The 19,798-nt window shown below is 73.2% G+C and carries 14 protein-coding genes; 5 read left to right on the top strand and 9 right to left on the bottom strand.

Features of this window, described 5'->3' with window-relative positions; all coding sequences use genetic code 11:
- Nucleotides 1–15: 15 nt before the first annotated feature.
- The 8 genes from LPC08_RS11230 to LPC08_RS11195 all read right to left on the bottom strand — a co-directional run bounded on the left by LPC08_RS11230 (nucleotide 16) and on the right by LPC08_RS11195 (nucleotide 11,004).
- A complete protein-coding gene (locus LPC08_RS11230) occupies nucleotides 16–1,497 on the bottom strand; it encodes an amidohydrolase family protein (RefSeq protein ID WP_230452757.1) in 1,482 nt (493 codons plus the stop codon).
- 4 nt (nucleotides 1,498–1,501) lie between these two features.
- Nucleotides 1,502–2,515, bottom strand: a complete 1,014-nt coding sequence (locus LPC08_RS11225; RefSeq protein ID WP_230452756.1) for an ABC transporter substrate-binding protein — start codon at nucleotides 2,513–2,515, stop codon at nucleotides 1,502–1,504.
- 115 nt (nucleotides 2,516–2,630) lie between these two features.
- On the bottom strand, nucleotides 2,631–3,500 hold the full coding sequence (locus tag LPC08_RS11220) for a transglutaminase family protein (RefSeq protein WP_230452755.1): 870 nt from the start codon (nucleotides 3,498–3,500) through the stop codon (nucleotides 2,631–2,633).
- 2 nt (nucleotides 3,501–3,502) lie between these two features.
- Nucleotides 3,503–5,947, bottom strand: a complete 2,445-nt coding sequence (locus LPC08_RS11215; RefSeq protein WP_230452754.1) for a circularly permuted type 2 ATP-grasp protein — start codon at nucleotides 5,945–5,947, stop codon at nucleotides 3,503–3,505.
- Between the two features lie 162 nt (nucleotides 5,948–6,109).
- The gene (locus tag LPC08_RS11210; RefSeq protein ID WP_230452753.1) at nucleotides 6,110–6,964 is read right to left on the bottom strand and encodes an alpha/beta hydrolase; all 855 of its coding nucleotides are present in this window, start codon (nucleotides 6,962–6,964) and stop codon (nucleotides 6,110–6,112) included.
- Between the two features lie 137 nt (nucleotides 6,965–7,101).
- Nucleotides 7,102–8,799, bottom strand: a complete 1,698-nt coding sequence (locus LPC08_RS11205) for an ABC transporter permease subunit (RefSeq protein ID WP_230452752.1) — start codon at nucleotides 8,797–8,799, stop codon at nucleotides 7,102–7,104.
- A 112-nt stretch (nucleotides 8,800–8,911) separates the two neighbouring features.
- Nucleotides 8,912–9,943, bottom strand: coding sequence for an extracellular solute-binding protein (locus LPC08_RS11200; RefSeq protein ID WP_230452751.1), 1,032 nt, complete (start codon nucleotides 9,941–9,943; stop codon nucleotides 8,912–8,914).
- Nucleotides 9,940–11,004: an ABC transporter ATP-binding protein gene (locus LPC08_RS11195; RefSeq protein WP_230452750.1), complete on the bottom strand. Its 1,065-nt coding sequence runs from the start codon at nucleotides 11,002–11,004 to the stop codon at nucleotides 9,940–9,942. The genes LPC08_RS11200 and LPC08_RS11195 overlap by 4 nt, the downstream gene beginning before the upstream one ends.
- A 284-nt stretch (nucleotides 11,005–11,288) precedes the next feature.
- Here LPC08_RS11195 and LPC08_RS11190 point away from each other — a divergent pair, with 284 nt between their 5' ends.
- The 5 genes from LPC08_RS11190 (at nucleotide 11,289) to LPC08_RS11170 (ending at nucleotide 16,010) form a co-directional block, all read left to right on the top strand.
- Nucleotides 11,289–12,299: an ABC transporter substrate-binding protein gene (locus LPC08_RS11190; RefSeq protein WP_230452749.1), complete on the top strand. Its 1,011-nt coding sequence runs from the start codon at nucleotides 11,289–11,291 to the stop codon at nucleotides 12,297–12,299.
- Nucleotides 12,292–13,086 (top strand): ABC transporter ATP-binding protein, encoded by a 795-nt coding sequence (locus LPC08_RS11185; protein WP_230452748.1) that lies wholly within the window; start codon nucleotides 12,292–12,294, stop codon nucleotides 13,084–13,086. Before LPC08_RS11190 ends, LPC08_RS11185 begins: the two co-directional genes overlap by 8 nt.
- Nucleotides 13,087–13,090: 4 nt before the next feature.
- Nucleotides 13,091–13,882 carry an ABC transporter permease gene (locus LPC08_RS11180; protein WP_230452747.1) on the top strand — a complete coding sequence of 264 codons (792 nt, stop codon included), beginning with the start codon at nucleotides 13,091–13,093 and terminating at the stop codon, nucleotides 13,880–13,882.
- On the top strand, nucleotides 13,882–15,213 hold the full coding sequence (locus LPC08_RS11175; protein WP_230452746.1) for a cytosine deaminase: 1,332 nt from the start codon (nucleotides 13,882–13,884) through the stop codon (nucleotides 15,211–15,213). The genes LPC08_RS11180 and LPC08_RS11175 overlap by 1 nt, the downstream gene beginning before the upstream one ends.
- Before the next feature lie 101 nt (nucleotides 15,214–15,314).
- Complete coding sequence (locus tag LPC08_RS11170; protein ID WP_230452745.1) at nucleotides 15,315–16,010, top strand: SDR family NAD(P)-dependent oxidoreductase; 696 nt, start codon at nucleotides 15,315–15,317, stop codon at nucleotides 16,008–16,010.
- A gap of 6 nt (nucleotides 16,011–16,016) precedes the next feature.
- On the opposite strand, the gene LPC08_RS26075 is transcribed toward LPC08_RS11170, so the two are convergent.
- On the bottom strand, nucleotides 16,017–19,628 hold the full coding sequence (locus tag LPC08_RS26075) for a PAS domain S-box protein (RefSeq protein WP_255702324.1): 3,612 nt from the start codon (nucleotides 19,626–19,628) through the stop codon (nucleotides 16,017–16,019).
- Nucleotides 19,629–19,798: the final 170 nt, after the last annotated feature.

The following is a 19,798-nucleotide window of genomic DNA, read 5'->3' as shown; positions in this document are numbered from 1 at the left end:
AGCCCAGGGTCACGTTCACGTCAGCGGGAGCAGCCGGCGCGCGCCGGTGAAGCGCTTCGCCAGCCCGGCGCAGTGGCAGGCGACGAAGGGGGCCACCGCCTCGCACCAGGGACGCACCCCGGCGGTCGCTTCGCGGATGGCGGCGGCGGCCGCGTTCGCCTCGCGGGCCAGCTTCGCCTCGTCCACCCCCAGCACGCGGCGGTCGCGCAGCTTCCAGGCGCCGCCGATCATCACGTCCGTCACCGCGGAGCCGTCCTCCGTGTAGACGATCTGCTGCGCGGCGTCGTTGAAGGGCGCCCAGTTCACATGGCCCAGGTCCAGCAGGACGAGGTCGGCCGGCTGCCCCTCGGTCAGCGTGCCGTCGCCCGGCAGGCCCAGCACCCGGCGGGAGCCGGCGGTGGCGAGGCGGAGGGTCTCCGCCGCGCCGAGCCAGTCCGAATCCTCGACCAGCCGGGAGGCGAAGGCGGCGAGGCGCACCGCCTCGAACATGTTCTGGTTGTCGGAGGAGCCGGAGCCGTCCGTGCCGATCCCCACCGCCACCCCGGCATCGAGCGCCTTGCGCACCGGCGCGATGCCGGAGGCGAGGCGCATGTTGGCGCCGGGGTTGTGCGACAGCGCCCCGCCCCGGGCCGCGAGCAGGGCGAGGTCCGCCTCCGTCAGCCAGACGCCATGCGCCACGCTGAAGCGCGGCCCCACCAGCCCCAGCGAATCCATGTGGGCGAGCAGGGTGGCGCCGTAGCGGATCTCGCCGCCCGCCATCTGGTAGCGCGCCTCGCCGACATGGCTCTGCATCGGCAGGCCGTGTTCCTCGGCCAGGGCGCCGCAGCGGCGCAGGAAGGCGTCGGTGTTGTGCAGCGGGATGGTGGGGGCGATGCCCAGCCGGATCGCGTCCGGGGCATGCGGCCAGCGCCGCGCCAGGGTGTCGATCACGGCGAGCGTCGCGTCCGGGTCGCCCATCCGCATGGCGGCGGCCCGCTCGCGGTGCTCCTCGGGCAGGGCCTCGATCAGCCCGGGCGTCGCCTGGAAGAAGGTCAGGTCGGCGATCATCGGCGCCATGACCATGCGCAGCCCGACGGCGCGATAGGCCTCGGCCATGGCCAGCAGCCCGTCCTCGGTCGGGCCGGGGAACTCGGCGGGCAGGTCGTAGCCGCCGATGCAGCCCTTCTTCAGCATCTCCACCGCGGTCAGGGTGGTGGCGATGCGCTTCGCCTCCAGCCCGCGCCCGCCGCCGACCCAGGGCGCATGGGCGAGCAGCAGGGCGAGGTCCCACTTGTCGCCCATGCCCTTGGACAGCCCGCCATGCCCATGGGTGTGGCCGTTCACCAGCCCGGGGATGGCGAGCCGGTCCGCGGCGTCGAAGCGTTCGGCCGATTCCACCGCCGTGCCGGGTTCCAGCACGGCGAGGATGCGCCCGTCCTCCACCAGCAGGTCGGCGTGCGGGGCGGAGAGCGCGTCGGCCGCCAGCACCCGCGCGCCGGCCAGGAGAAGACGGGCCATGGCGTCAGATCTTCCGCTCGCTGGCGGGCGGCAGGAAGCGGTCGGTGAACATGCTCTCGGCCGTGGGCGGGTTGGCGATGCCGTAGGCCTCGGCATTCGTCCGCACCAGCAGCGCGGCGCGCTCCATGTTGAGGTAGCCGAGGCCGTGCTCGCGCGTGTTCGGCGTGATCATCGCGCGGTCGCGGGTCATGGCGAAGCGGCGCGCCTCCAGCGCCTCGTCGAACAGGGATTCGCGCTTCTTCAGCGCGGCCATGCCGGCCGGCACGTCGGCGAGCAGCGCCTTCAGCCCCTCGATCGAGCACTTCACGAACTTTGCCGCCGTCTCCTGGTTCTTCTCCAGCCAGTCGGCGCGCACCAGCACGGCGGAGCCGTAGAGGTCCAGCCCGTTCTCGGCATAGGGCCAGCCGAGGATGTCCTCCTCCTTCACGCCCAGGCCGACGAGGTTGAAGTACACGGTGAAGAGGAAGCCCGTCACCGCATCCACCTGCCGCTGCGCCAGCATGGTGTCGCGCAGGTTCGCGGCCATCGAGTTCCACTGGATCTTCGAGGTGTCGATGCCCGCAACCCGCGCGAAGGCGGGGAAGATCAGGCGCGAGCCCTCGTTCTCCGGCGCGCCGAGCTTCTTGCCCGCCACATCCGTCGGCTTCTCGATCCCACGGCCCTTCATCGTCACCAGCGCGGCGGCGGTGCGGTCGAAGACCTGGTAGATCGAGACCAGCCGCTTGTCCGGGTTCTCGGCGTTGAACTTCACCGCGGCGGAGGGGTCGGAGAAGCCGATGTCATAGGCACCCGACGCCACCTTGATCAGCGTGTCGCCCGAGCCGAAGCCGCGGTCCATCCGCACCGCCAGCCCCTCGCGCTTGAAGTAGCCGCGGTCCTCGGCCAGCGCCCACATGGCGTGGTTGCCCTGCAGTGCCCAGTCCAGGCAGAAGCGCAGCGGCGCCTGCGCGGCGGCGGTGCGGAGGGCGGGCAGCGACAGCGCGGCGGCGCCCGCGGTCAGAAGCGTGCGGCGTTGCATTCCGTTGGGCATCCCGTGGGTTCTCCCGTTTGGTGGGCCGCCCCGGGCAAGAACCGGGCCGTGGCGGGGGGATCGCCCCGGGGCGGATCGCCGCCTCCGGGCCCTGCGCCCCGCCCTATTCCTCCTCCACCGGCTCCAGATCCACGCCGACCTCCAGCGTGTGCCTGCCGCCGCCCAGGATCACCCCGCGCAGCGGCGAGACGTCGCCGAAATCCCGCCCCCAGCCGAGCACGACATGCTCCTCGTGCACCACCAGGTCATTGGTGGGGTCGAGGTCGATCCAGCCCAGCCCGGGCCCCATCCAGGCGCCGACCCAGGCATGCGACATGTCCGCCCCCTGGCGCTTCGTCTGGCCCGGCGGCGGGTAGGTGCGCAGATAGCCGGAGACGTAGCGCGCCGGCAGGCCCAGGCTGCGCAGCCCGGCCAGCATGACGTGGCTGTAGTCCTGGCAGACGCCCTCCCGCCGGCGCAGCACCTCCTCCACCGGCGTCGCGATGGTGGTGACGCCGGAGCGGAACCGGAACTCCTTGCGGAAGCGGGCATTGAGGTCGAGCAGCCCGGCCAGGATCGGCCGGCCCGGCGGGAAGGAGGGGGCGGCGAAGTCGCGCGCGACGGCGCTGGCCGCGACCATCGGGCTGTCGAAGGTGAACTCGGCCGCCTGCGGCTCGCGCGGGGCCAGCGCCGCCACCTCCTCCCAGGGGCGGGTGGCCTCGACCGGGGGCGGGGCGGGGAAGGACACGTCCACCACGGCCCGCGCCACGACCTCGAACCGGGCATGCGGGTCGTCCAGGAACATCCAGGCGACGCCGTTGCCGAAGTGGTCCTCGCCGTGGGTGATGCGGGCGGGCGCCGGCGTGCTGTCCAGCCTGTGGCTGATGACGCGCTGGTGCGGCAGGGCCCGCGGCGTCAGGTGCAGCATGTGCGTGGCCATGTCCACCGGGCGGCCATAGGCGTAGCTGGTGACGTGGCGGACCCGCAGCAGCATGGTCAGGCCGCCCCGCGCAGCGGCGTCACCGCCGGCTCCGGTCCCAGCGTGTGCACCGGCGCCAGCAGCGTGAAATAGCGGCGGGAGATCGCGCTGGCGAGGTTGCCGCAGCCTTCGCAGACCCCGCGCAGCCGTGCCGGCGCGTTCGGCCCGTCCGCCTGGGCGATGCTGATCGTCTCGCTCAGCAGGAGGCCCGCCTCGTCCGACAGCGTGTCCGGCCCGCCCGCGACATGCTCCAGCAGGCCGCGCATGCGGGCGAGCTGGAAGCCGAGGCCGCGGGGGTTGCCGCCATCGGCCAGCACGAGCTGCAGCACGAGGCCCGACTGGGGCGCGTTCAGATGGCGCGTGCGGTAGGTGATGACGCTGTCGCACAGTTCCAGCGCCAGCCGCAGCCCGGCCTCCTGCCGCGCCGGCGGCTGGTCGAGCGCGAGGGCCAGGGCCGAGGCGATGGACTGGGCGCGCTCCACCCGGCGGCCGAGGTCGAGGAAGGTGTGGGCGCCGCCCCGCACCATGTTCTCGGCCGCCACCCCGGCGACCATGGCGCCGTAGCGCAGGGCGGCGCCGAGCAGGCGCGACAGGGAGGAGGGGTCGCGCATCTCCTTCAGCGCCGCCTGCATCTCGCGCAGCGGGGTCACGAAGGCATCGTGCATCTCGCTGGTCTGGCGGTCACGGGTCGCATCCACCAGCCGCGCGATGCGCTGGAAGGCGTTGGGCAGGGCGCCGCCCGGCTTGGCCGCGCGCAGCAGGGCGGCGCGCAGCGGCGCCGTCTGGCCGCCGACCGGCGCGTCCTCCTCGGTCGCGAGGCCCGCGGGGATCAGGCACCGTGCCAGCGCGGCCAGCTCCGCCAGTTCGTGCGGCAGCAGCGCGTCGCGTTCCAGCCGCTGCAGCGCGGCGCGGGCAAGGCGGGCGGCATCGTCCAGCCGCTCCACGTAGCGGCCCAGCCAGAACAGGTTGTCCCCGGCGCGGGAGGGCAGGTCGGCGGCGGCCCGCACGTAGCGGCGGCCCGACAGCGGCGCCGGGGCGGTGGGACCGACGGTTTCGCCGCGCTCCTCCTCCAGCACCCAGACGTCCTTGGCCAGCCCGGCGCTGGGCAGCCGGCCCAGCAGGGGCGCGCCCTCCTCCACCACATGGGCCAGCCCGCCGGGCAGGACGCGCCAGGCGGTGCCATCCTGCATGAGGAAGAGCCGCAGCGAGATGGGGCAGGGCTGCTTGCCCCCCCCCGTCCAGCACGGGGCCAGGGACGGCGGCTCGAGCCGGGTCACCGCCCATCCGGCCGGGCGGGCGGCGACGCGGGCGCGCAGCGCGGCATCCGCCTTGTCCAGCCGGACGGTCCGTGCCCGCGGGTCCGTGGCGTCGCGCAGCACCCAGCGCTCCGGCTCGGCCTCCGCTTCCGCCAGGGCGCCGGGCGTCCCGAGCCAGAGCGTGCGCAGCGAGGGCAGCCGCAGCTCCTCCCCCAGCAGGCGGCGGCAGAGGACCGGCAGGAAGGCCGCCAGGGCGGGCGCCTCCACCGCGCCGGCACCGGGGTCGTTCACCACCCGGACGGTGCCGTTGCGCACGGCATCCATCAGCCCCACCACGCCCTGGGCGGCCGAGGCGCCGAACTCCAGCGGGTCGAGCAGGCGGCTTTCCATCCGCCGCAGCAGCACGGCGATCGGCTGCAACCCGCGCAGGGTCTTCAGGTAGACGTCGCCGCCGCGCACCGTCAGGTCGCCGGGCTCGACCGGCGTGCAGCCCAGCTCGCGGGCCAGCACGACGTTCTCCGCCCAGGTCGGGTCGCCCACGCCGGGGGTGAGCAGGGCGATGCCGTCCCCCTCCCGCCCCTCGGGCGCTGCCCGCCGCAGGGCGTCCTGCCAGACCTCTAGGAAGGGCCGTAGCGGACGCAGGGGGGTGTTGCGGAACAGCTCCGGCACCAGGCGGGCGAGGAAGCGGCGGTTGCCCAGCACCTGGGCCAGCCCGGCCATCCGCCCCGTCGAATCGGTGGCGACGTGCCAGTGGCCGTCGCTGCCACGTCGCAGGTCGGCGGCGGCCGCCTGGATCAGCGGCAGTCGGGGCGGCCGGTCCGCACTGCGCGCGGGGCGCAGGAAACCGGGATTGGCGAAGACGAGCTCGGCCGGCAGCAGCCCCTCGGCCAGCAGCGCCATGGGGCCGTAGAGGTCGGCCAGGATCGCCTCCAGCAGCGCGGCGCGCTGGGCAAGGCCCTGCTCCAGCAGCGCGAACTCCGTCCCCGCGATCGGGAAAGGGACGGGGTCGCAGCGCCAGGCGGCGGAGACGCGCTCCTCGGAGGGCAGGAGGGCGGTGATGCCCTCCTCCTCCAGCGCGCGATCCAGGCGCAGGGCGCGGTCCGCCAGCTCGCCCTCCGGAAGGGAGGCCAGGGCGGCGAGCACGCCGCGCCAGTGCGCGCGCACCCGGCCATGGCCGTCGACCATCTCATCGACCGGTCGGGTCATCGGGAGGCGGGGTAAGGGGCGGTCGAGGGCGCGTGGCCACCGGAGGGGCCTGCGCCCCCCGGGGCAAGGCACGACGTCATCCTGTCATCTTGCCGTCTCGCGCGGTCGCGCGCCAGCCATGAGCGTGTCATCCGTATCCGGCCGTGGCCGCCGGCTGGCGGATCAGGCGCGCGGCGCGGGGGCGGGGGCGTCCAGGAAGGCGCGGATGTCCGCAAGCACCGGGGCGCCGGCAAGCCCCAGTCCGCGCAGCGGCGCCGCCAGGGAGGCGATGATGCCGATATGGCCCACGCCGGGATATTCGATGAGCCGCACGGGCACGCCGGCGGCGCGGGCGAGCGCCGCCAGCTCCCGCGACCGCTCCGGCGAGACGGTCTCGTCCGCCAGGCCGTGCAGCAGGAGCAGGGGCGGCGCGCCGGACAGGGCGGCCGGGTCGGCGGGCGCCGCGCGGGCCCGGCCACCCGGCGCCGGGGCGAAGGTGGCGACATCCCCCGGCTCGTCCGGCTGGAAGTCGTAGGGGCCGGCGAGTCCGATCGCGCCGCGCAGGCGCCGGCGGCCCTCGCCGAGCCACCGCGGGTCGGTGGCGAGGGCGAGGGCGATGAACGCCCCGGCGGAATGGCCCATCAGGAACACCGGCCGCCCGGCGCCGGGGCCATCGAGCAGCCAGGAGACGGCGCGCGCCCCGTCCTCCGCGAAGGCCGGCCAGCGCACCTCCGGGAAGAGGCGGTAGTCCGGCACGGCGACGAGGCAGCCCAGCTCCGCCAGCGGGCGGGCGACGAAGGGGTAGTCCTGCCGCGAGCCGTCCCGCCAGCGCCCGCCGTAGAAGAAGACCAGCAGCGGCGCCTGCGGCCCCAGCCCCGCGGGCGCATAGAGGTCGAGCAGGGCGCGCGGGCCATCGCCGAAGCGGAGATCGGGCCGGACCTCGACGTCGCCCCGCGGCGTCAGCGCATTGGCGAGCGACAGGGGCGAGCAGCCGGGCAGCAGGGCCAGCAGCGGCAGCAGGCGGCGAGGCAGGGGCATGCGACGGAACGATCCGGGCGCCGGGCCGGGCGGAGGCGGGATGCCCCGCGCCCGCCGGTCCGCCGGGAGGAACAGGCCCCGGCCGGGGCCGGTTGCCTGCGCCCCGGCGCACGAAGCCGACAGGCGGCCCGCCGGCCCTATCGCTTCCAGGCGCGGTCGAGGCGCACGAAGCGGTTCACCAGCATCAGCAGCGCGATGGTGAGCAGGATGGTCAGGGTGGAGATCGCGTTCACCGTGTTCTCCAGGCTGAAGGTCGCCTCGGCATAGATCCGCACCGGCAGGGTCTGGAGACGCGCGCTGGTGAGGAAGGCGGAGACCGTCACCTCGCCGAAGGAGATCAGGAAGCCCAGGATGCCCGCCACCGCCAGCGCCGGGGCGAGCTGCGGCAGGATGACCTGGCGGAAGACCCGCGCCGGCGGGGCGCCCAGCCCGGCCGCCGCCTCCTCCTGCGACCGGTCCAGCCCCGCGACCGAGCCGCGCAGCAGCGCCAGCGAGAAGGGCGCGACCAGGACCACGTGCACCGCCAGCATGCCCAGGAAGGGCGGCAGCGCGCCGAACCATTGCAGCAGGCGCAGCATTCCCAGCCCGATGGCGATGCCGGGCAGGGCGAGGGGCAGCATGAAAGCCGCCCCCAGGGCCTCCCGCCCCGCAAAGCGGCCGCGCACCAGGGCGAAGGCGGCGGGCAGGGCGAGGAGGAGGGAGATCGCCACCGTCGCCAGCGCCAGCCGCACGGAGGTCCAGGCATCGCCCAGATAGCGCGGGTTCTCGAAGATCATCCCGTACCACTTCCAGGTGAAGCCGTGGAACGCGGCGACCGAGGCCTGGGGCGTGTCGTTCACGCTCGCCACCATCACCAGCAGCAGCGGGAAGACCAGCAGCGCGACGGAGAGCGCCAGCAGCAGCCGGCCGAGCCAGGGGCCGACCGCCTCCGCGGCCGCCACCAGCGGCGCGCGCAGGGCGGGAGGGAGGGAGAGGCGCCGCGGCGGGCGCCCGGCCACCCAGGGCATGGCGGCGGCGATGGCGCGCCCGATCAGCAGGGTCACCAGGATGCTGGCGGCCAGCATCAGCATGGCCAGCGCTGCGGCGAGGGGGCCGTTCAGGATCTCCAGCCCCTCCTTGTAGATCACCATGCCGGTGACCCAGACCTTCCGCCCGCCGACCAGCGTGGCGGAAACATAGGCGGTGGAGGCGAGCAGGAAGACCACCACCAGCCCCGCCCGCAGCCCAGGCAGGGAGAGCGGCAGCGTCACGCGCAGGAAGCGCACCGCCGGGCCGGCGCCGAGGCCGTCCGCCGCCTCCTGCAACCGGGCTTCCTGGCCCTCCAGCACGTCGTAGAGCGAGAGCACCATGTAGGGCAGGAAGACTTGGCACAGCGACAGCGCCACCGCGAACCAGCCGAACAGCAGCTCCGGCCGGGGGAAGCCCAGCGCCGCCACGGCGCCGCTGACGACCCCGGTGGGGGAGAGCAGCAGGATGATGCCGAGCGAGCGCACCACCACGTTGGTCAGCAGCGGCACCAGCACCAGGGCGAAGCCCCAGGGCCGCGCCCGCGGCGAGAGCCGCGTCAGCCACAGCGCGAAGGGATAGGCCAGCAGGGCCGAGACGGCCGTCACCGCCGCCCCCAGCCCGAGGGTGGAGAGGAAGGTGCGGATCAGGAAGGGGTCGCCCGTCGCCTCCGCGTAATTCGCCATCGAGGGGGCGAGGGAGAGCGGCGCGAAGGGCGAGGGATCGTCCTGCACGGACATCAGCGCCACGGCGACCAGCGGCGCGGCGAAGGCCGCGAGCAGCCACAGGGCATAGGGGGCCGCCAACAGGGCGGCCCGGGGGCCTTTCATGGGCGGCCTTTCATGCGAAGCCTCTCATGCGACGGGGCGGACCCCGTCCGTCAGGCGGGACCGGCGCCTGCCGGGAGCCCCGGCGGGGGCGGGAAGGGCGGGGAGCGCCGGGTCAGCCGGCGATCTCGCGGGTGAAGCGGGAGGACCAGCGCGGCTCCTGCTGCGCCACCACCTCCCAGTCGAAATCGACCAGCTTCTTCACCTGCTCGCCCAGCACCAGCTTCTTCGCCAGCTCCGGCGGGAACTCCACGTTGCTCACCGTCGGCGAGTAGTAGATGCGCTCGGCATAGGCGCGCTGGCAGTCGGGGGCGAGATGCAGGTTCACCCAGGCCTCGGCCAGCGCCTGGTTCTTGCTGCCCACGGTGATGCAGGCGACGTTCATCGCGATCACCTGGCCCTCGGTCGGGTCGGCGATGACGATGTTGGGGTTGCGCGTCTCGGCGTATTTCTGGGTGAAGGAGCCGAACTCGACCGAGGCGGCGCCGACCTCCTGGTCGAACATGGCATAGAGCTGGTCCTGCCCGCCCTGGATCGCGGCGAAGGGCCGCAGCGCCGCGATCTGCTTGAAGGCGGGGTCGATGTTCGTCTCGCTGCCGCCCCAGATCTTGGCGGCCATCAGCAGCGCCGAGGTGCCCTGCGCGCCCGGATAGCTCGGCCAGATCAGCTTGCCCTTCAGGTCGTCGCGCCAGAGGTCCTTCCACGAGGTCATCGGCGCCGCGACCTTGCGCTTGTCGTAGACGATGGTCACGGGGTTGAAGGCGACGCCGTAGCCGCCGAGCTTCGCCGGCGCGTAGAGGTGGGCGGCGTTCGGCACGCGGTCGGTCGCCGCCTGGGTGACGCCGTCCTTCACCGCGCGGCGGCTCTCGGAGATGTTCAGGTAGATGATGTCGAAGGACGGGTTACCGCGCTCGGCATAGGCCTTGGCGCGCCGCTCCGACGTGCCGCCCAGGACGAGGTTGCACTTCACCCCGTACTGCTGCTCCAGCGGGCCGACCACGTATTGCCGCAGGATGCGCTCCTGCTCGCCGCCCCAGACGCCCACGGTCAGCTCGCTGCCGCGGGCGATCTGCGCCCGGGCGGGGGCGATGAAATGAAGCGGCGCCAGCGCGCCGGCGCCCAGGATCAGGCGGCGGGAGACGGTCATCGGTTCTCTCCGGATTCGGACAGGAAGGCGACGGCCCCGGGGCCGGCGAAGACCCGCACGGGGGCGCCGGGGGGGAAGGCGGGCTCGGTGGTCGGGCGCAGCACGCGCAGCCGCGCCTCGCCCGCCGCGATCTCGTAGGAGACGGAATCGCCCAGCCAGGCGGCCTCGGCCACCGTGCCCTCGGTGGCGAAGAGGGCGTCCACCGCCTCCGTCGCGGCCGGCGCCAGGCGCAGCCGGGCGGCGCGCAGCACCAGATGGGTGGGGGAGGGCGGGGCGTCGTCCGGCAGGCTGGCGACCGGCCCGGCGGCGGTGACGAAGCGGCCGGCCTCCGCGTGCCCCGGCAGCACGGTGCGCGCGCCGAGGAAGCCTGCGGTGAACAGCCGCGCCGGGTGTTCCGACAGCGTCTTCGGGTCGGCCAGCTCCACCAGCCGTCCCGCCTGCATCACCGCGACCCGGTCGGAGAGGGCCAGCGCCTCCTCCTGGTCGTGCGTCACGAACAGCGTCGTCACCGGCACGCGGCGGCGCAGCCGTGCGATCTCCGCCCGCATCTCCGCCCGCCGCCCGGCATCGAGGTTCGACAGCGGCTCGTCCAGCAACAGCAGGTCCGGCTCGATCACCAGGGCGCGGGCCAGGGCGACGCGCTGCTGCTGCCCGCCCGACATCTGCGCCGGGTAGCGGTCGGCGTAGCCGTCGAGCCCCACCATGGCGAGCGCCGCCGTCGCGCGCCGGTCACGCTCCGCCCGGCCGAGGCCGCGCGTCTCCAGCCCGAAGGCGACGTTGCCGCCGGCCGTCATGTGCGGAAACAGCGCATAGGCCTGGAAGACCATGCCGATGTTGCGCTTGTGCGGCGGGTCGCGCTCGATGGCCCGGCCCCCCAGCCGGACATGGCCGGAATCGGGGGTGATGTAGCCCGCCACCATGCGCAGCGTGGTCGTCTTGCCGCAGCCCGAAGGGCCGAGCAGGGCGATGCACTCCCCCTCCGCCACGTCGAGGGAGAGGTCGTCCACGGCGGTCTGGGCGCCGTAACGCTTGATGAGGTGTTGCAGGGACAGGTCGGGCACGGCGCGATCCGAGACCAAGAAGCGTGCCAGGGATAGCCGGGTGGGGGTTCAAGGTTGGCGCCCTCGACCTGTGATGAAAACAGAGGCAAATGCCGCCCAGGATGGCGGATGAGCCGGGTGCGGGCCATTCCGTTCCGGGTGCGGTGCCCATCCCGCTGGGCGGTGCGCGGCATGCCGCCTGCTAGGCTGTCCGGACCGACGGCGGGGAGCCGGCCGGCCGTGCGTCGGCCGGGGGCAGGTCGCCCTGGGTGTTTCGCCAGGGTGTTTTGGGGGAGTGACCATCCATGCGCTACCGCATCGAACGACGCGCGCTGCTGTCCGGCGCGGCCGGGCTCGCCCTGGTGCCGGTGGGCGCCAGCCGCCCGCGCGCCCAGGCGTTGGACAAGGTCAGCTTCCAGACCAACTGGCGGGCCCAGGCGGAGCATGGCGGCTACTACCATGCGGTCGCCAACGGCCTCTACAGGAAGCACGGCATCGAGTGCGACCTGCGCATGGGCGGGCCGCAGCAGAACCCGGCGCAGCTCCTCCTCGCCGGCCGGGTGGACATGATCATGTCCAACGGCTTCCAGGCGCTGAGCTACGCGCGCGAGGGCATCCCCTTCCTCTGCATCGGCGCGATCATGCAGAAGGACCCGCAGATCCTGATGGCCCATCCCGGGGTGGGGAACGACAGCTTCCCGGCGATGAAGGGCAAGCCGATCCTGATCGGCGCCTCCGGCCGCGTCACCTACTGGCCCTTCCTGCGCGCGAAGTTCGGCTTCACCGACGAGCAGATCCGGCCCTACACCTTCTCCGTCGCGCCCTTCCTGGCGGATAAGAATACCATCATGCAGGGCTTCGTCTCGTCGGAGCCGTTCCTCGCGATCGAGCAGGGCGTGCAGCCGGTGGTCCACCTGATCGCCGATGCGGGGTACGAGAACTACAACACCACCATCGACATCTCGCGGAAGATGGCGACCGAGAAGAAGGAGCTGGTGCAGCGCTTCGTCGATGCCAGCATCGAGGGCTGGGCGGAATACCTGGCCGGCAGGAACGTCGATGCTGCCAATGCGATGATCCGGCGCGACAACCCGGAGATGACGGACGCCAAGATCGCCTATGCGGTCAAGGTGATGAACGAGCGGGGCATCGTGCAGTCGGGCGATGCGCTGACGGCGGGCATCGGCGCCATGACGGCGGCGCGGTGGAAGAGCTTCTACGAGACCATGCGCGACGTGGGCGTGATCCCCGCCGGGGTGGATGTCGAGAAGGCCTACAGCCTGGACTTCGTGAACAAGAAGGTCGGCCTTGGCTGACGGGTCGCTGCGCAGCGTGAGCGCCACCTCGGCCGTCTCGACCCAGGGCGTCGCCAAGCGGTTCCGCAACGGCACGCTGGCCGTCAGCGGGGTGGACCTGGAGATCGCGCATGGCGACTTCGTCTCGCTGCTCGGCCCGTCCGGCTGCGGCAAGTCCACCCTGCTGCGCATGATCGCGGGGCTGAGCCCGCCCAGCGAGGGCCGCATCACCGCCAGCGGCGGGGCGGAGGGGATCAGCTTCGTCTTCCAGGAGCCGACGCTGATGCCCTGGGCCAGCGCGCTGAAGAACGTGATGCTGCCGCTGCGCCTCGCGGGCATCGGCAAGGGGGCGGCGGCCGAGCGCGCCGCCGCCGCCCTGGCCTCGGTCGGGCTCGCGGGCTTCGAGGGTGCCTATCCCCGGGCGCTGTCGGGGGGGATGAAGATGCGCGTCTCCATCGCGCGCGCCCTCGTCACCCGGCCGCGCCTGCTGCTGATGGACGAGCCCTTCGCCGCGCTGGACGAGATCACCCGCTTCAAGCTGAACAACGACCTGCTGACCCTGTGGGAGCGCGACCGCTTCACCGCCGTCTTCGTCACCCATTCCGTCTTCGAGAGCGTCTACCTTTCCCGCCGCGTCGTGGTCATGGCGGCCCGGCCGGGGCGGATCGCGGCGGATGTCGCGGTGGACGAGCCCTATCCGCGCGGCGAGGAGTTCCGCACCTCGGCCGCCTATGCCGCGCATTGCCGCGAGGCGTCGCACGCCCTCTCCGCCGCGATGGGGCAGCCTGTCCCTATGATGGACCATTGAGCGCATGAACCGGAACGACTGGCTGCGCATCCTGGCGCCCACCCTGCTGGGCGTGATCTTCCTTGGCGGATGGCAATGGGCGGTCACCGCCTACCAGGTGCCCGTCTACATCCTGCCAGGCCCCCTCACCATCGCGCAGACCCTGGTGCGGGACTGGGGCACCCTCTCCGTCTCCCTGCTGACCACCCTGCAGATCACCTTCGCCGCACTGGTGGTTGCGGCGGGGCTGGGGCTGCTGCTGGCGATCCTCTTCGCCCAGTCGCGCATCATCGAGCTGTCGCTGTTTCCTTATGCCATCATCCTGCAGGTGACGCCGATCGTGGCCATCGCGCCGCTGATCATCATCTGGGTGGACGACGTGCGGGTGGCGCTGCTGATCTGCGCCTGGATCGTCGCCTTCTTCCCCATCCTGTCCAACACGACGCTGGGGCTGAACAGCGCCGACCACAACCTGCTGGACCTGTTCCGCCTCTACCGCGCCAGCCGCTGGCAGGTGCTGACCCGGCTGCGCCTGCCCTCCGCCATGCCCTACTTCCTGGCGGGGTTGCGAATCTCCGGCGGGCTGGCGCTGATCGGGGCCATCGTGGCGGAGTTCGTGGCCGGCACGGGCGGGCGCGCCTCCGGCCTCGCCTACCGCATCCTGGAGGCGGGGTACCAGCTCCAGATCCCGCGCATGTTCGCGGCGCTGGTGCTGGTCTCCGGGACGGGGATCGCCATCTACCTCGTCCTGTCGCTCGTCTCCCACCTGCTGCTGCGGTCGTGGCACGAGAGCGCGATGAAGCGGGAGGCCCCCTGATGCTGCGCGACGTCATCCCCGCGACCGGCGACTACTGGCTGCGCGACGCGCGGGTCTCCATCGGCTTCCTCGACGCGCCGGACGCGGCGGAGGCCGATCGCGAGGGGCTGGTCCGCCGCGACCTCCGCATCGAGGGCGGCCGGATCGCCGCGGTCGAACCCGCCGGCACCGCGCCGGAGGAGGGTGCCGTGCCGATGCGCGGCGGGCAGGTCTGGCCCGGCTTCGTGGACGGGCACAAGCACCTGGACAAGGGCCATATCTGGCCGCGCATGCCCAATGCCACGGGCGACTTCGCCGGCGCGATGAACGCGGTGATGTCCGACCGCGGCGCGAAATGGTCGGCCGAGGACATCCGCGCCCGCTTCGAGTTCGGCCTGCGCTGCGCCGAGCACCACGGCACGGTGGCGGTCCGCACCCATCTGGAGACCTACAACCCGGAGAACCCGACCTCCTGGCGGGTCTTCCGCGCGCTGCGGGACGAATGGGCCGGGCGGATCGAGATCCAGGCCTCCTCCATCGCCCCGCTCGACCGCTTCCTGGGCGAGAGCGGCGAGGCCATCGCCGACCTGGTGGCGGAATCCGGCGGCGTGCTGGGCATGGTCACGCGCCTCCAGGGCGGGGTGCATGACGAGCTGCCCGCCGATTTCCAGCCGATGCTGGACCGCTTCTTCTCCCTGGCCGAGGCGCGCGGGCTGGAGCTGGACCTGCATGTGGACGAGAGCGGCGAGACGGGCGCCCGCGCCCTGCGCGAGATCGCCCGCACCATCGTCCGGCGCGGCTTCAGGCGGCCGGTGCAGTGCGGCCATTGCTGCTCGCTCTCCATCATGCCGGAGGCCTACCAGCACGAGACCATCGCCGCCTGCGCCGATGCCGGCCTGTCCGTCATCGTCCTGCCCATGTGCAACATGTACCTGCAGGATCGCGCCCCGGGCCGCACGCCCCGGTGGCGCGGCGTGACGCTGGTGCATGAGCTGCGCGCGGCGGGGGTGCGGGTCTCCGTCGCCTCGGACAATTGCCGCGACCCGTTCTACGCCTATGGCGACCACGACATGCTGGAGGTGTTCCGCGAGAGCGCGCGCATCCTGCAGCTGGACCACCCCTTCGCCGACTGGCCCGCCGCGGCGGCGCGCTTCCCGGCCGAGGCGATGGGCCTGCCGGAGCGGGGCCGCATCGCGCCGGGCCTGCCCGCGGACCTCGTGCTGTTCGGGGCGCGCGGGATGACGGAGCTGCTCTCCCGCCCGCAATCGGACCGGGTCGTGCTGCGGCGCGGCCGGGTGGTGAGGACGGCGCTGCCGGACTGGCGGGAGCTGGACGCGGTGCTGGGGGTGTAGGGCTGCTATACCCCGCGCCCGGCCTTGCCGCGACACTGTGCGGCGCCGCAGTGTTCCGGGTGTGAGGTGGCGGCGGGCCCGCCATCCGGGGGAGTGGTCCGATGCTCGATCCGAAGGGCCGCGTGGTCCTGGTTTCCGGCGCGGCGCGCGGCATCGGCCGGGCGGTGGTCGAGCGGCTGCTGGAGAGCGGCTTCACCGTCGCCGCCGGCCTCCGGCGGCCTGAGGCGCTGCCGGAGCGGCCCGGCCTCACCCGGTACCGCTACGAGGCGGAGGAGCTGGCGAGCGCGGAGGCCTGGGTCGCGGAGGCGCTGGCGCGGCACGGCCGGATCGACGGGCTGGTGAACGCGGCGGGGATCAACACGCCCGCCACGCTCTTCGATGCGGACGAGACGGCGCTCGATTCCCACTGGCGGGTGAACGTGAAGGGGCCGCTGCGGCTGATCCGGCTGGCCTGGCCGCATCTGGCGGCGTCGCGGCACGGGCGGGTGGTGAACCTTGCCTCGCTTTCCGGCAAGCGGGTGAAGAACGGCAACATCGGCTACGCCATGGGCAAGTTCGCCGTGGTGGCGCTGACACACGAGGTCCGGCGCGCCGGCTGGGAACAGGGCATCCGCGCGACCGCCGTCTGCCCTTCCTTCGTGGCGACGGACATGACGGGCCACGTCACCAGCTGGCCGCGCGAGCGCATGACGCAGCCCGCCGACCTGGCGCGGCTGATCGAGACCTGCCTGACCCTGCCGGACGAGGCCGTGGTGGCGGAACTGCTGGTGAACTGCCGGCACGAGGACATGCTGTAGCCGGCGTCAGGCGTCTGCGGTGAGGCTTCGGATGCGCTGTGCGAGGGCCTGCATGGCGAAGGGCTTGGTCATGACGTGCATGCCGGGTTCGAGGTGGCCATCGCCGACGACGGCGTTCTCGGCATAGCCGGTGATGAACAGCACCTTCAGCCCCGGGCGGGTGACCCGCGCCGCGTCGGCCATCTGCCGCCCGTTCATGCCCCCGGGCAGGCCGACATCGGTGACCAGCAGGTCGATGCGCGCCTCCGACTGCAGCAGCTTCAGCCCCGCCGCCCCGTCGCCCGCCTCGATCGCGGCATAGCCCAGCTCCTCCAGCACCTCCATCACCAGCATCCGCACGGTGGGCTCGTCGTCCACCACCAGCACCGTCTCCCCCGCCCCGGCGCGCGGCGGCGGGCTGGCGGCGGCGGCCGCCTCGGCCGCCTCCGCCCCGCCATGGTGGCGCGGCAGGTAGAGGCAGACCATCGTGCCCTGGCCCGGCTCCGAGTAGATCCGCGTCTGCCCCCCCGACTGGCGGGTGAAGCCGTAGATCATCGACAGCCCCAGCCCCGTCCCCTGGCCCAGCGGCTTGGTGGTGAAGAACGGGTCGAACGCCTTCGCCTTCACCTCCCGGCTCATCCCCGTCCCCGTGTCCGAGACGCACAGCGACACGTACTGCCCCGGGGCCAGGGACAGGTCGCGCGCCGCCCGCTCGTCCAGCCAGCGGTTGGCCGTCTCGATCGTCAGCCGCCCGCCCCGCGGCATCGCGTCGCGCGCGTTGATGCACAGGTTCAGCAGCGCGTTCTCCAGCTGCGGCGGATCCACCAGCACCGGCCACAGCCGCCCCGCCCCCACCGTCTCCACCTCGATCGCCGGCCCCACCGTGCGACGCACCAGCTCCTCCATCCCCGCCACCAGCCGGTTCACGTCCGTCGGCTTGGGGTCCAGCGTCTGCCGCCGCGAGAACGCCAGCAGCCGGTGCGTCAGCGCCGCCGCCCGCCGCGCCGCCCCCTGCGCCGCCAGCACGTAGCGCTCCACCTCCCCCACCCGCCCCTGCGCCAGCCGGTTCGTCAGCAGCTCCAGCGCCCCGATGATTCCCGTCAGTAGGTTGTTGAAGTCGTGCGCAATACCCCCCGTCAGCTGCCCGACCGCCTCCATCTTCTGGCTCTGCCGCAGCGCCTCCTCGGCCTGGCGCAGCCGCTCCTGCTCCTGCATCCGCTCGGTGACGTCGTAGACGAACTGGTAGGCGCCGATCTGCCGGCCCTCCGGATCGTGCAGCGTGTTGAAGCGCATCTCGTAGGCCCGGGCCGGCTCGCCGACGCTGACGACCTCCATGAAGGACTCCCCCGCCAGCGCCCGGGCCCAGACCTTTCGCAGCGCCGCCTGGGGTCCGGGCCGATCCGCCAGGAGGTCGAGCATGTTGGCGCCGACCTCCGGCCTGACGCCGAAGAGGCGCTCGAACTCGGCGGCGGCCGCGCCGTTGATGGCCAGCCAGCGGAAGTCCCGGTCCATGACCTGGACGAAGGCGTTCGTGCCCTCGACGATGTGGGCGAGGATCCGGCGCTCGGCCAGCGCGGCGGCGACGCGGGCCTCCAGCGTCTCGTTCATCCGCCTCAGCGCCACCGCAGCCCGCTTGCGGTCCGTGACGTCCTGGAACACCACGGCCACCTGGCGCCGCTCCGGTGGCTCGATGCGGAAGGCGGAGAGCTCCAGCTGGCGGCCGGTCGTCGCCAGCTCCCGCTCGAAGTGGATCGGCGTGCCGGTGCGCAGCACCTGGCTGTAGAGCGCGATCCAGCCATCCGCCTCCGCCGGAACCATCTCCCGCAGCCTTCGCCCCACCACGTCCGGGATGCCCGCGTGGCGCGTATAGGCCGGGTTGGCCTCGATATGGACGTAGTCGCTCAGCGGCCCGTGCGGGCCGTCGAGGAACTCGATGACGCAGAAGCCCTCGTCCATCGAGTTGAACAGGGTGCGGTAGCGTTCCTCGCTCTCCCGCAACGCCGCATCGGCGCGCTTGCGGTCGGTGATGTCGAGGACGGTGCCGATCAGTCGGACGGGCTCGCCATGTTCGAACAGCGCCTCGCCATTGGCGGAGACCCAGCGCTCGATGCCGTCCGTCAGGCCGATGGTGCGGTACTCGCAGGCGAAGCGGCCGCTTCCTCCGGGGTCGAGCGCCTGCCGGACCGCCGCATCCGCCATCGCGCGGTCCTCCGGGTGCAGGCCGGCCAGGAAGGTGCCGGCGTAGCTGACCGGGGCGCCCGGCGGCACCCCGAACAGCTCGCGGCAGCGGTCGTCCCAGGTCAGGTCGTCGCGACGGACCCGGTAGTCGAAGGTGCCGATCCGCGCCCCCGTCGTCGCCAGCCGCAGCCGGTCCTCCCGGTCGCGCAGAGCGGCATCGGCGCGGCGCTGCGCGGTCTGGTCGAGCATGGCGCCGATCATCCGGAGCGGCTGGCCGGCGGGGTCGCGGATGAGGTAGCCGCGGTCCAGCACATGGGCGTAGCTGCCGTCGGCGCGGCGGAAGCGGTACTCGTCCGTCCAGCTCGTGCCCGCGCCGTCGATCACGTCATGGATGCCGCGGTCCACCCCGTCCCGGTCGTCCGGATGGATCTGCTGCAGCCACCATCTCCCGCTCGGCTCCACCGTGTCGGACGGCCAGCCGAAGGCGCTCTCCAGCGCCTCGTTCCAGCGGACGAAGTTGTTGCGCAGGTCCCAGTCCCAGATGGCATCGCGGGTGGCGCGCTGCGCCAGGCGGTAACGCTCGTTGAGGGCTGCCACCGCCTCGCCTTCCAGATGCTGCCGCGTGCGGTCGCGCAGCACCTTGAGGAAGCCGATATGCCGGCCTTGCGCGTCGCGCAGCGGCATCAGCTCGCCCGAAGCCCAGAAGCGGTTGCCGTCCTTGCGCCGTTGCCAGCGCTCGTCGGTGCTGCGTCCGTCGCGGAGGGCCGTCCGCATCTCGGCGGCAGGGGTGCCCGCCGCCCGCTCCTCCTCGCTGAACAGGCTCTCGAAGGGGCGGTTCAGCATCTCGGCCTCGGTCCAGCCGAAGACCCCGGAGGCGCCGCTGTTCCACCCCTTGATCCGGCCGTCCAGGCTGGTGCTGATGATCGCCAGGTCGATGGCGCTGTCGATGGTCTGCTGCTGCAGAGAGCCGTCCTCCGCCGCCTCGGCCGGCAGCGCGTCCTGCTGCGCCGTGGCGCGGCGGAGCGCGACGCGCAGCCCCATCTGGTCGGCGAGGTTGGCCAGCAGCCGGCCCTGCCGTTCCGCGAGCCCGCCCGGGTGGGGGCGTGTGTCGGCGACGCACAGCACGCCGACCGGCATGCCTTCCGAGAGCACCGGCATGGCGGCCCAGAAGCGCGGGCCGGACGTGGCCCCGGCGGCGCGGAGGTCCGGGACGACCAGCCCGTCCGCGCGGTGCAGCGCGGCCCGGGCGAGGCGGGGATCGGCGGCTAGCGCTGCGGCGCCCGGGCCGAAGCTCGCCCTGGACCAGATGCGGTCCGCCGCCACGAGCAGCAGCGCGGCGAGCGGCATGTCGAGCAACTCGGCCACCAGCCGGAGCTGGGCGTCCAGCTCCGCATCGGGAGCCGTGCCGGTCAGGCCCGTGCGGTGCAGCGCGGCCAGCCGCTCCGGCTCGGTCCAGGGCATATCGGCTTCCATCCCCGGCACCGTCACGGCATCAGCCCGCGCCCGGGGCCACGCCGTCGGCCGCCGGCGTCATGGAGGGGCGGGGGCAGGCCAGGGGCAGGGAGGCGATCTTCGGCACCGGGAGAGGGGCCGGCTCTAGCAGAGCGGCACCGCCATGGGAAACCGCTGGC

The sequence above is a fragment of the Roseomonas sp. OT10 genome, from assembly GCF_020991085.1.
Taxonomy (GTDB): domain Bacteria; phylum Pseudomonadota; class Alphaproteobacteria; order Acetobacterales; family Acetobacteraceae; genus Roseomonas; species Roseomonas cutis.
The sequence above is the reverse complement of the archived record's forward strand: the minus strand, read 5'-3'. Positions and strand labels throughout refer to the sequence as shown.

Excerpts from the sequence above, each read along its gene's own strand:
- LPC08_RS11230 (WP_230452757.1), bottom strand. The coding sequence starts at position 1,497 with ATGGCCCGTCTTCTCCTGGCCGGCGCGCGGGTGCTGGCGGCCGACGCG.
- LPC08_RS11225 (WP_230452756.1), bottom strand. The coding sequence starts at position 2,515 with ATGCAACGCCGCACGCTTCTGACCGCGGGCGCCGCCGCGCTGTCGCTG.
- LPC08_RS11220 (WP_230452755.1), bottom strand. The coding sequence starts at position 3,500 with ATGCTGCTGCGGGTCCGCCACGTCACCAGCTACGCCTATGGCCGCCCG.
- LPC08_RS11215 (WP_230452754.1), bottom strand. The coding sequence starts at position 5,947 with ATGACCCGACCGGTCGATGAGATGGTCGACGGCCATGGCCGGGTGCGC.
- LPC08_RS11210 (WP_230452753.1), bottom strand. The coding sequence starts at position 6,964 with ATGCCCCTGCCTCGCCGCCTGCTGCCGCTGCTGGCCCTGCTGCCCGGC.
- LPC08_RS11205 (WP_230452752.1), bottom strand. The coding sequence starts at position 8,799 with ATGAAAGGCCCCCGGGCCGCCCTGTTGGCGGCCCCCTATGCCCTGTGG.
- LPC08_RS11200 (WP_230452751.1), bottom strand. The coding sequence starts at position 9,943 with ATGACCGTCTCCCGCCGCCTGATCCTGGGCGCCGGCGCGCTGGCGCCG.
- LPC08_RS11190 (WP_230452749.1), top strand. The coding sequence starts at position 11,289 with ATGCGCTACCGCATCGAACGACGCGCGCTGCTGTCCGGCGCGGCCGGG.
- LPC08_RS11180 (WP_230452747.1), top strand. The coding sequence starts at position 13,091 with ATGAACCGGAACGACTGGCTGCGCATCCTGGCGCCCACCCTGCTGGGC.
- LPC08_RS11175 (WP_230452746.1), top strand. The coding sequence starts at position 13,882 with ATGCTGCGCGACGTCATCCCCGCGACCGGCGACTACTGGCTGCGCGAC.
- LPC08_RS11170 (WP_230452745.1), top strand. The coding sequence starts at position 15,315 with ATGCTCGATCCGAAGGGCCGCGTGGTCCTGGTTTCCGGCGCGGCGCGC.
- LPC08_RS26075 (WP_255702324.1), bottom strand. The coding sequence starts at position 19,628 with ATGCCCTGGACCGAGCCGGAGCGGCTGGCCGCGCTGCACCGCACGGGC.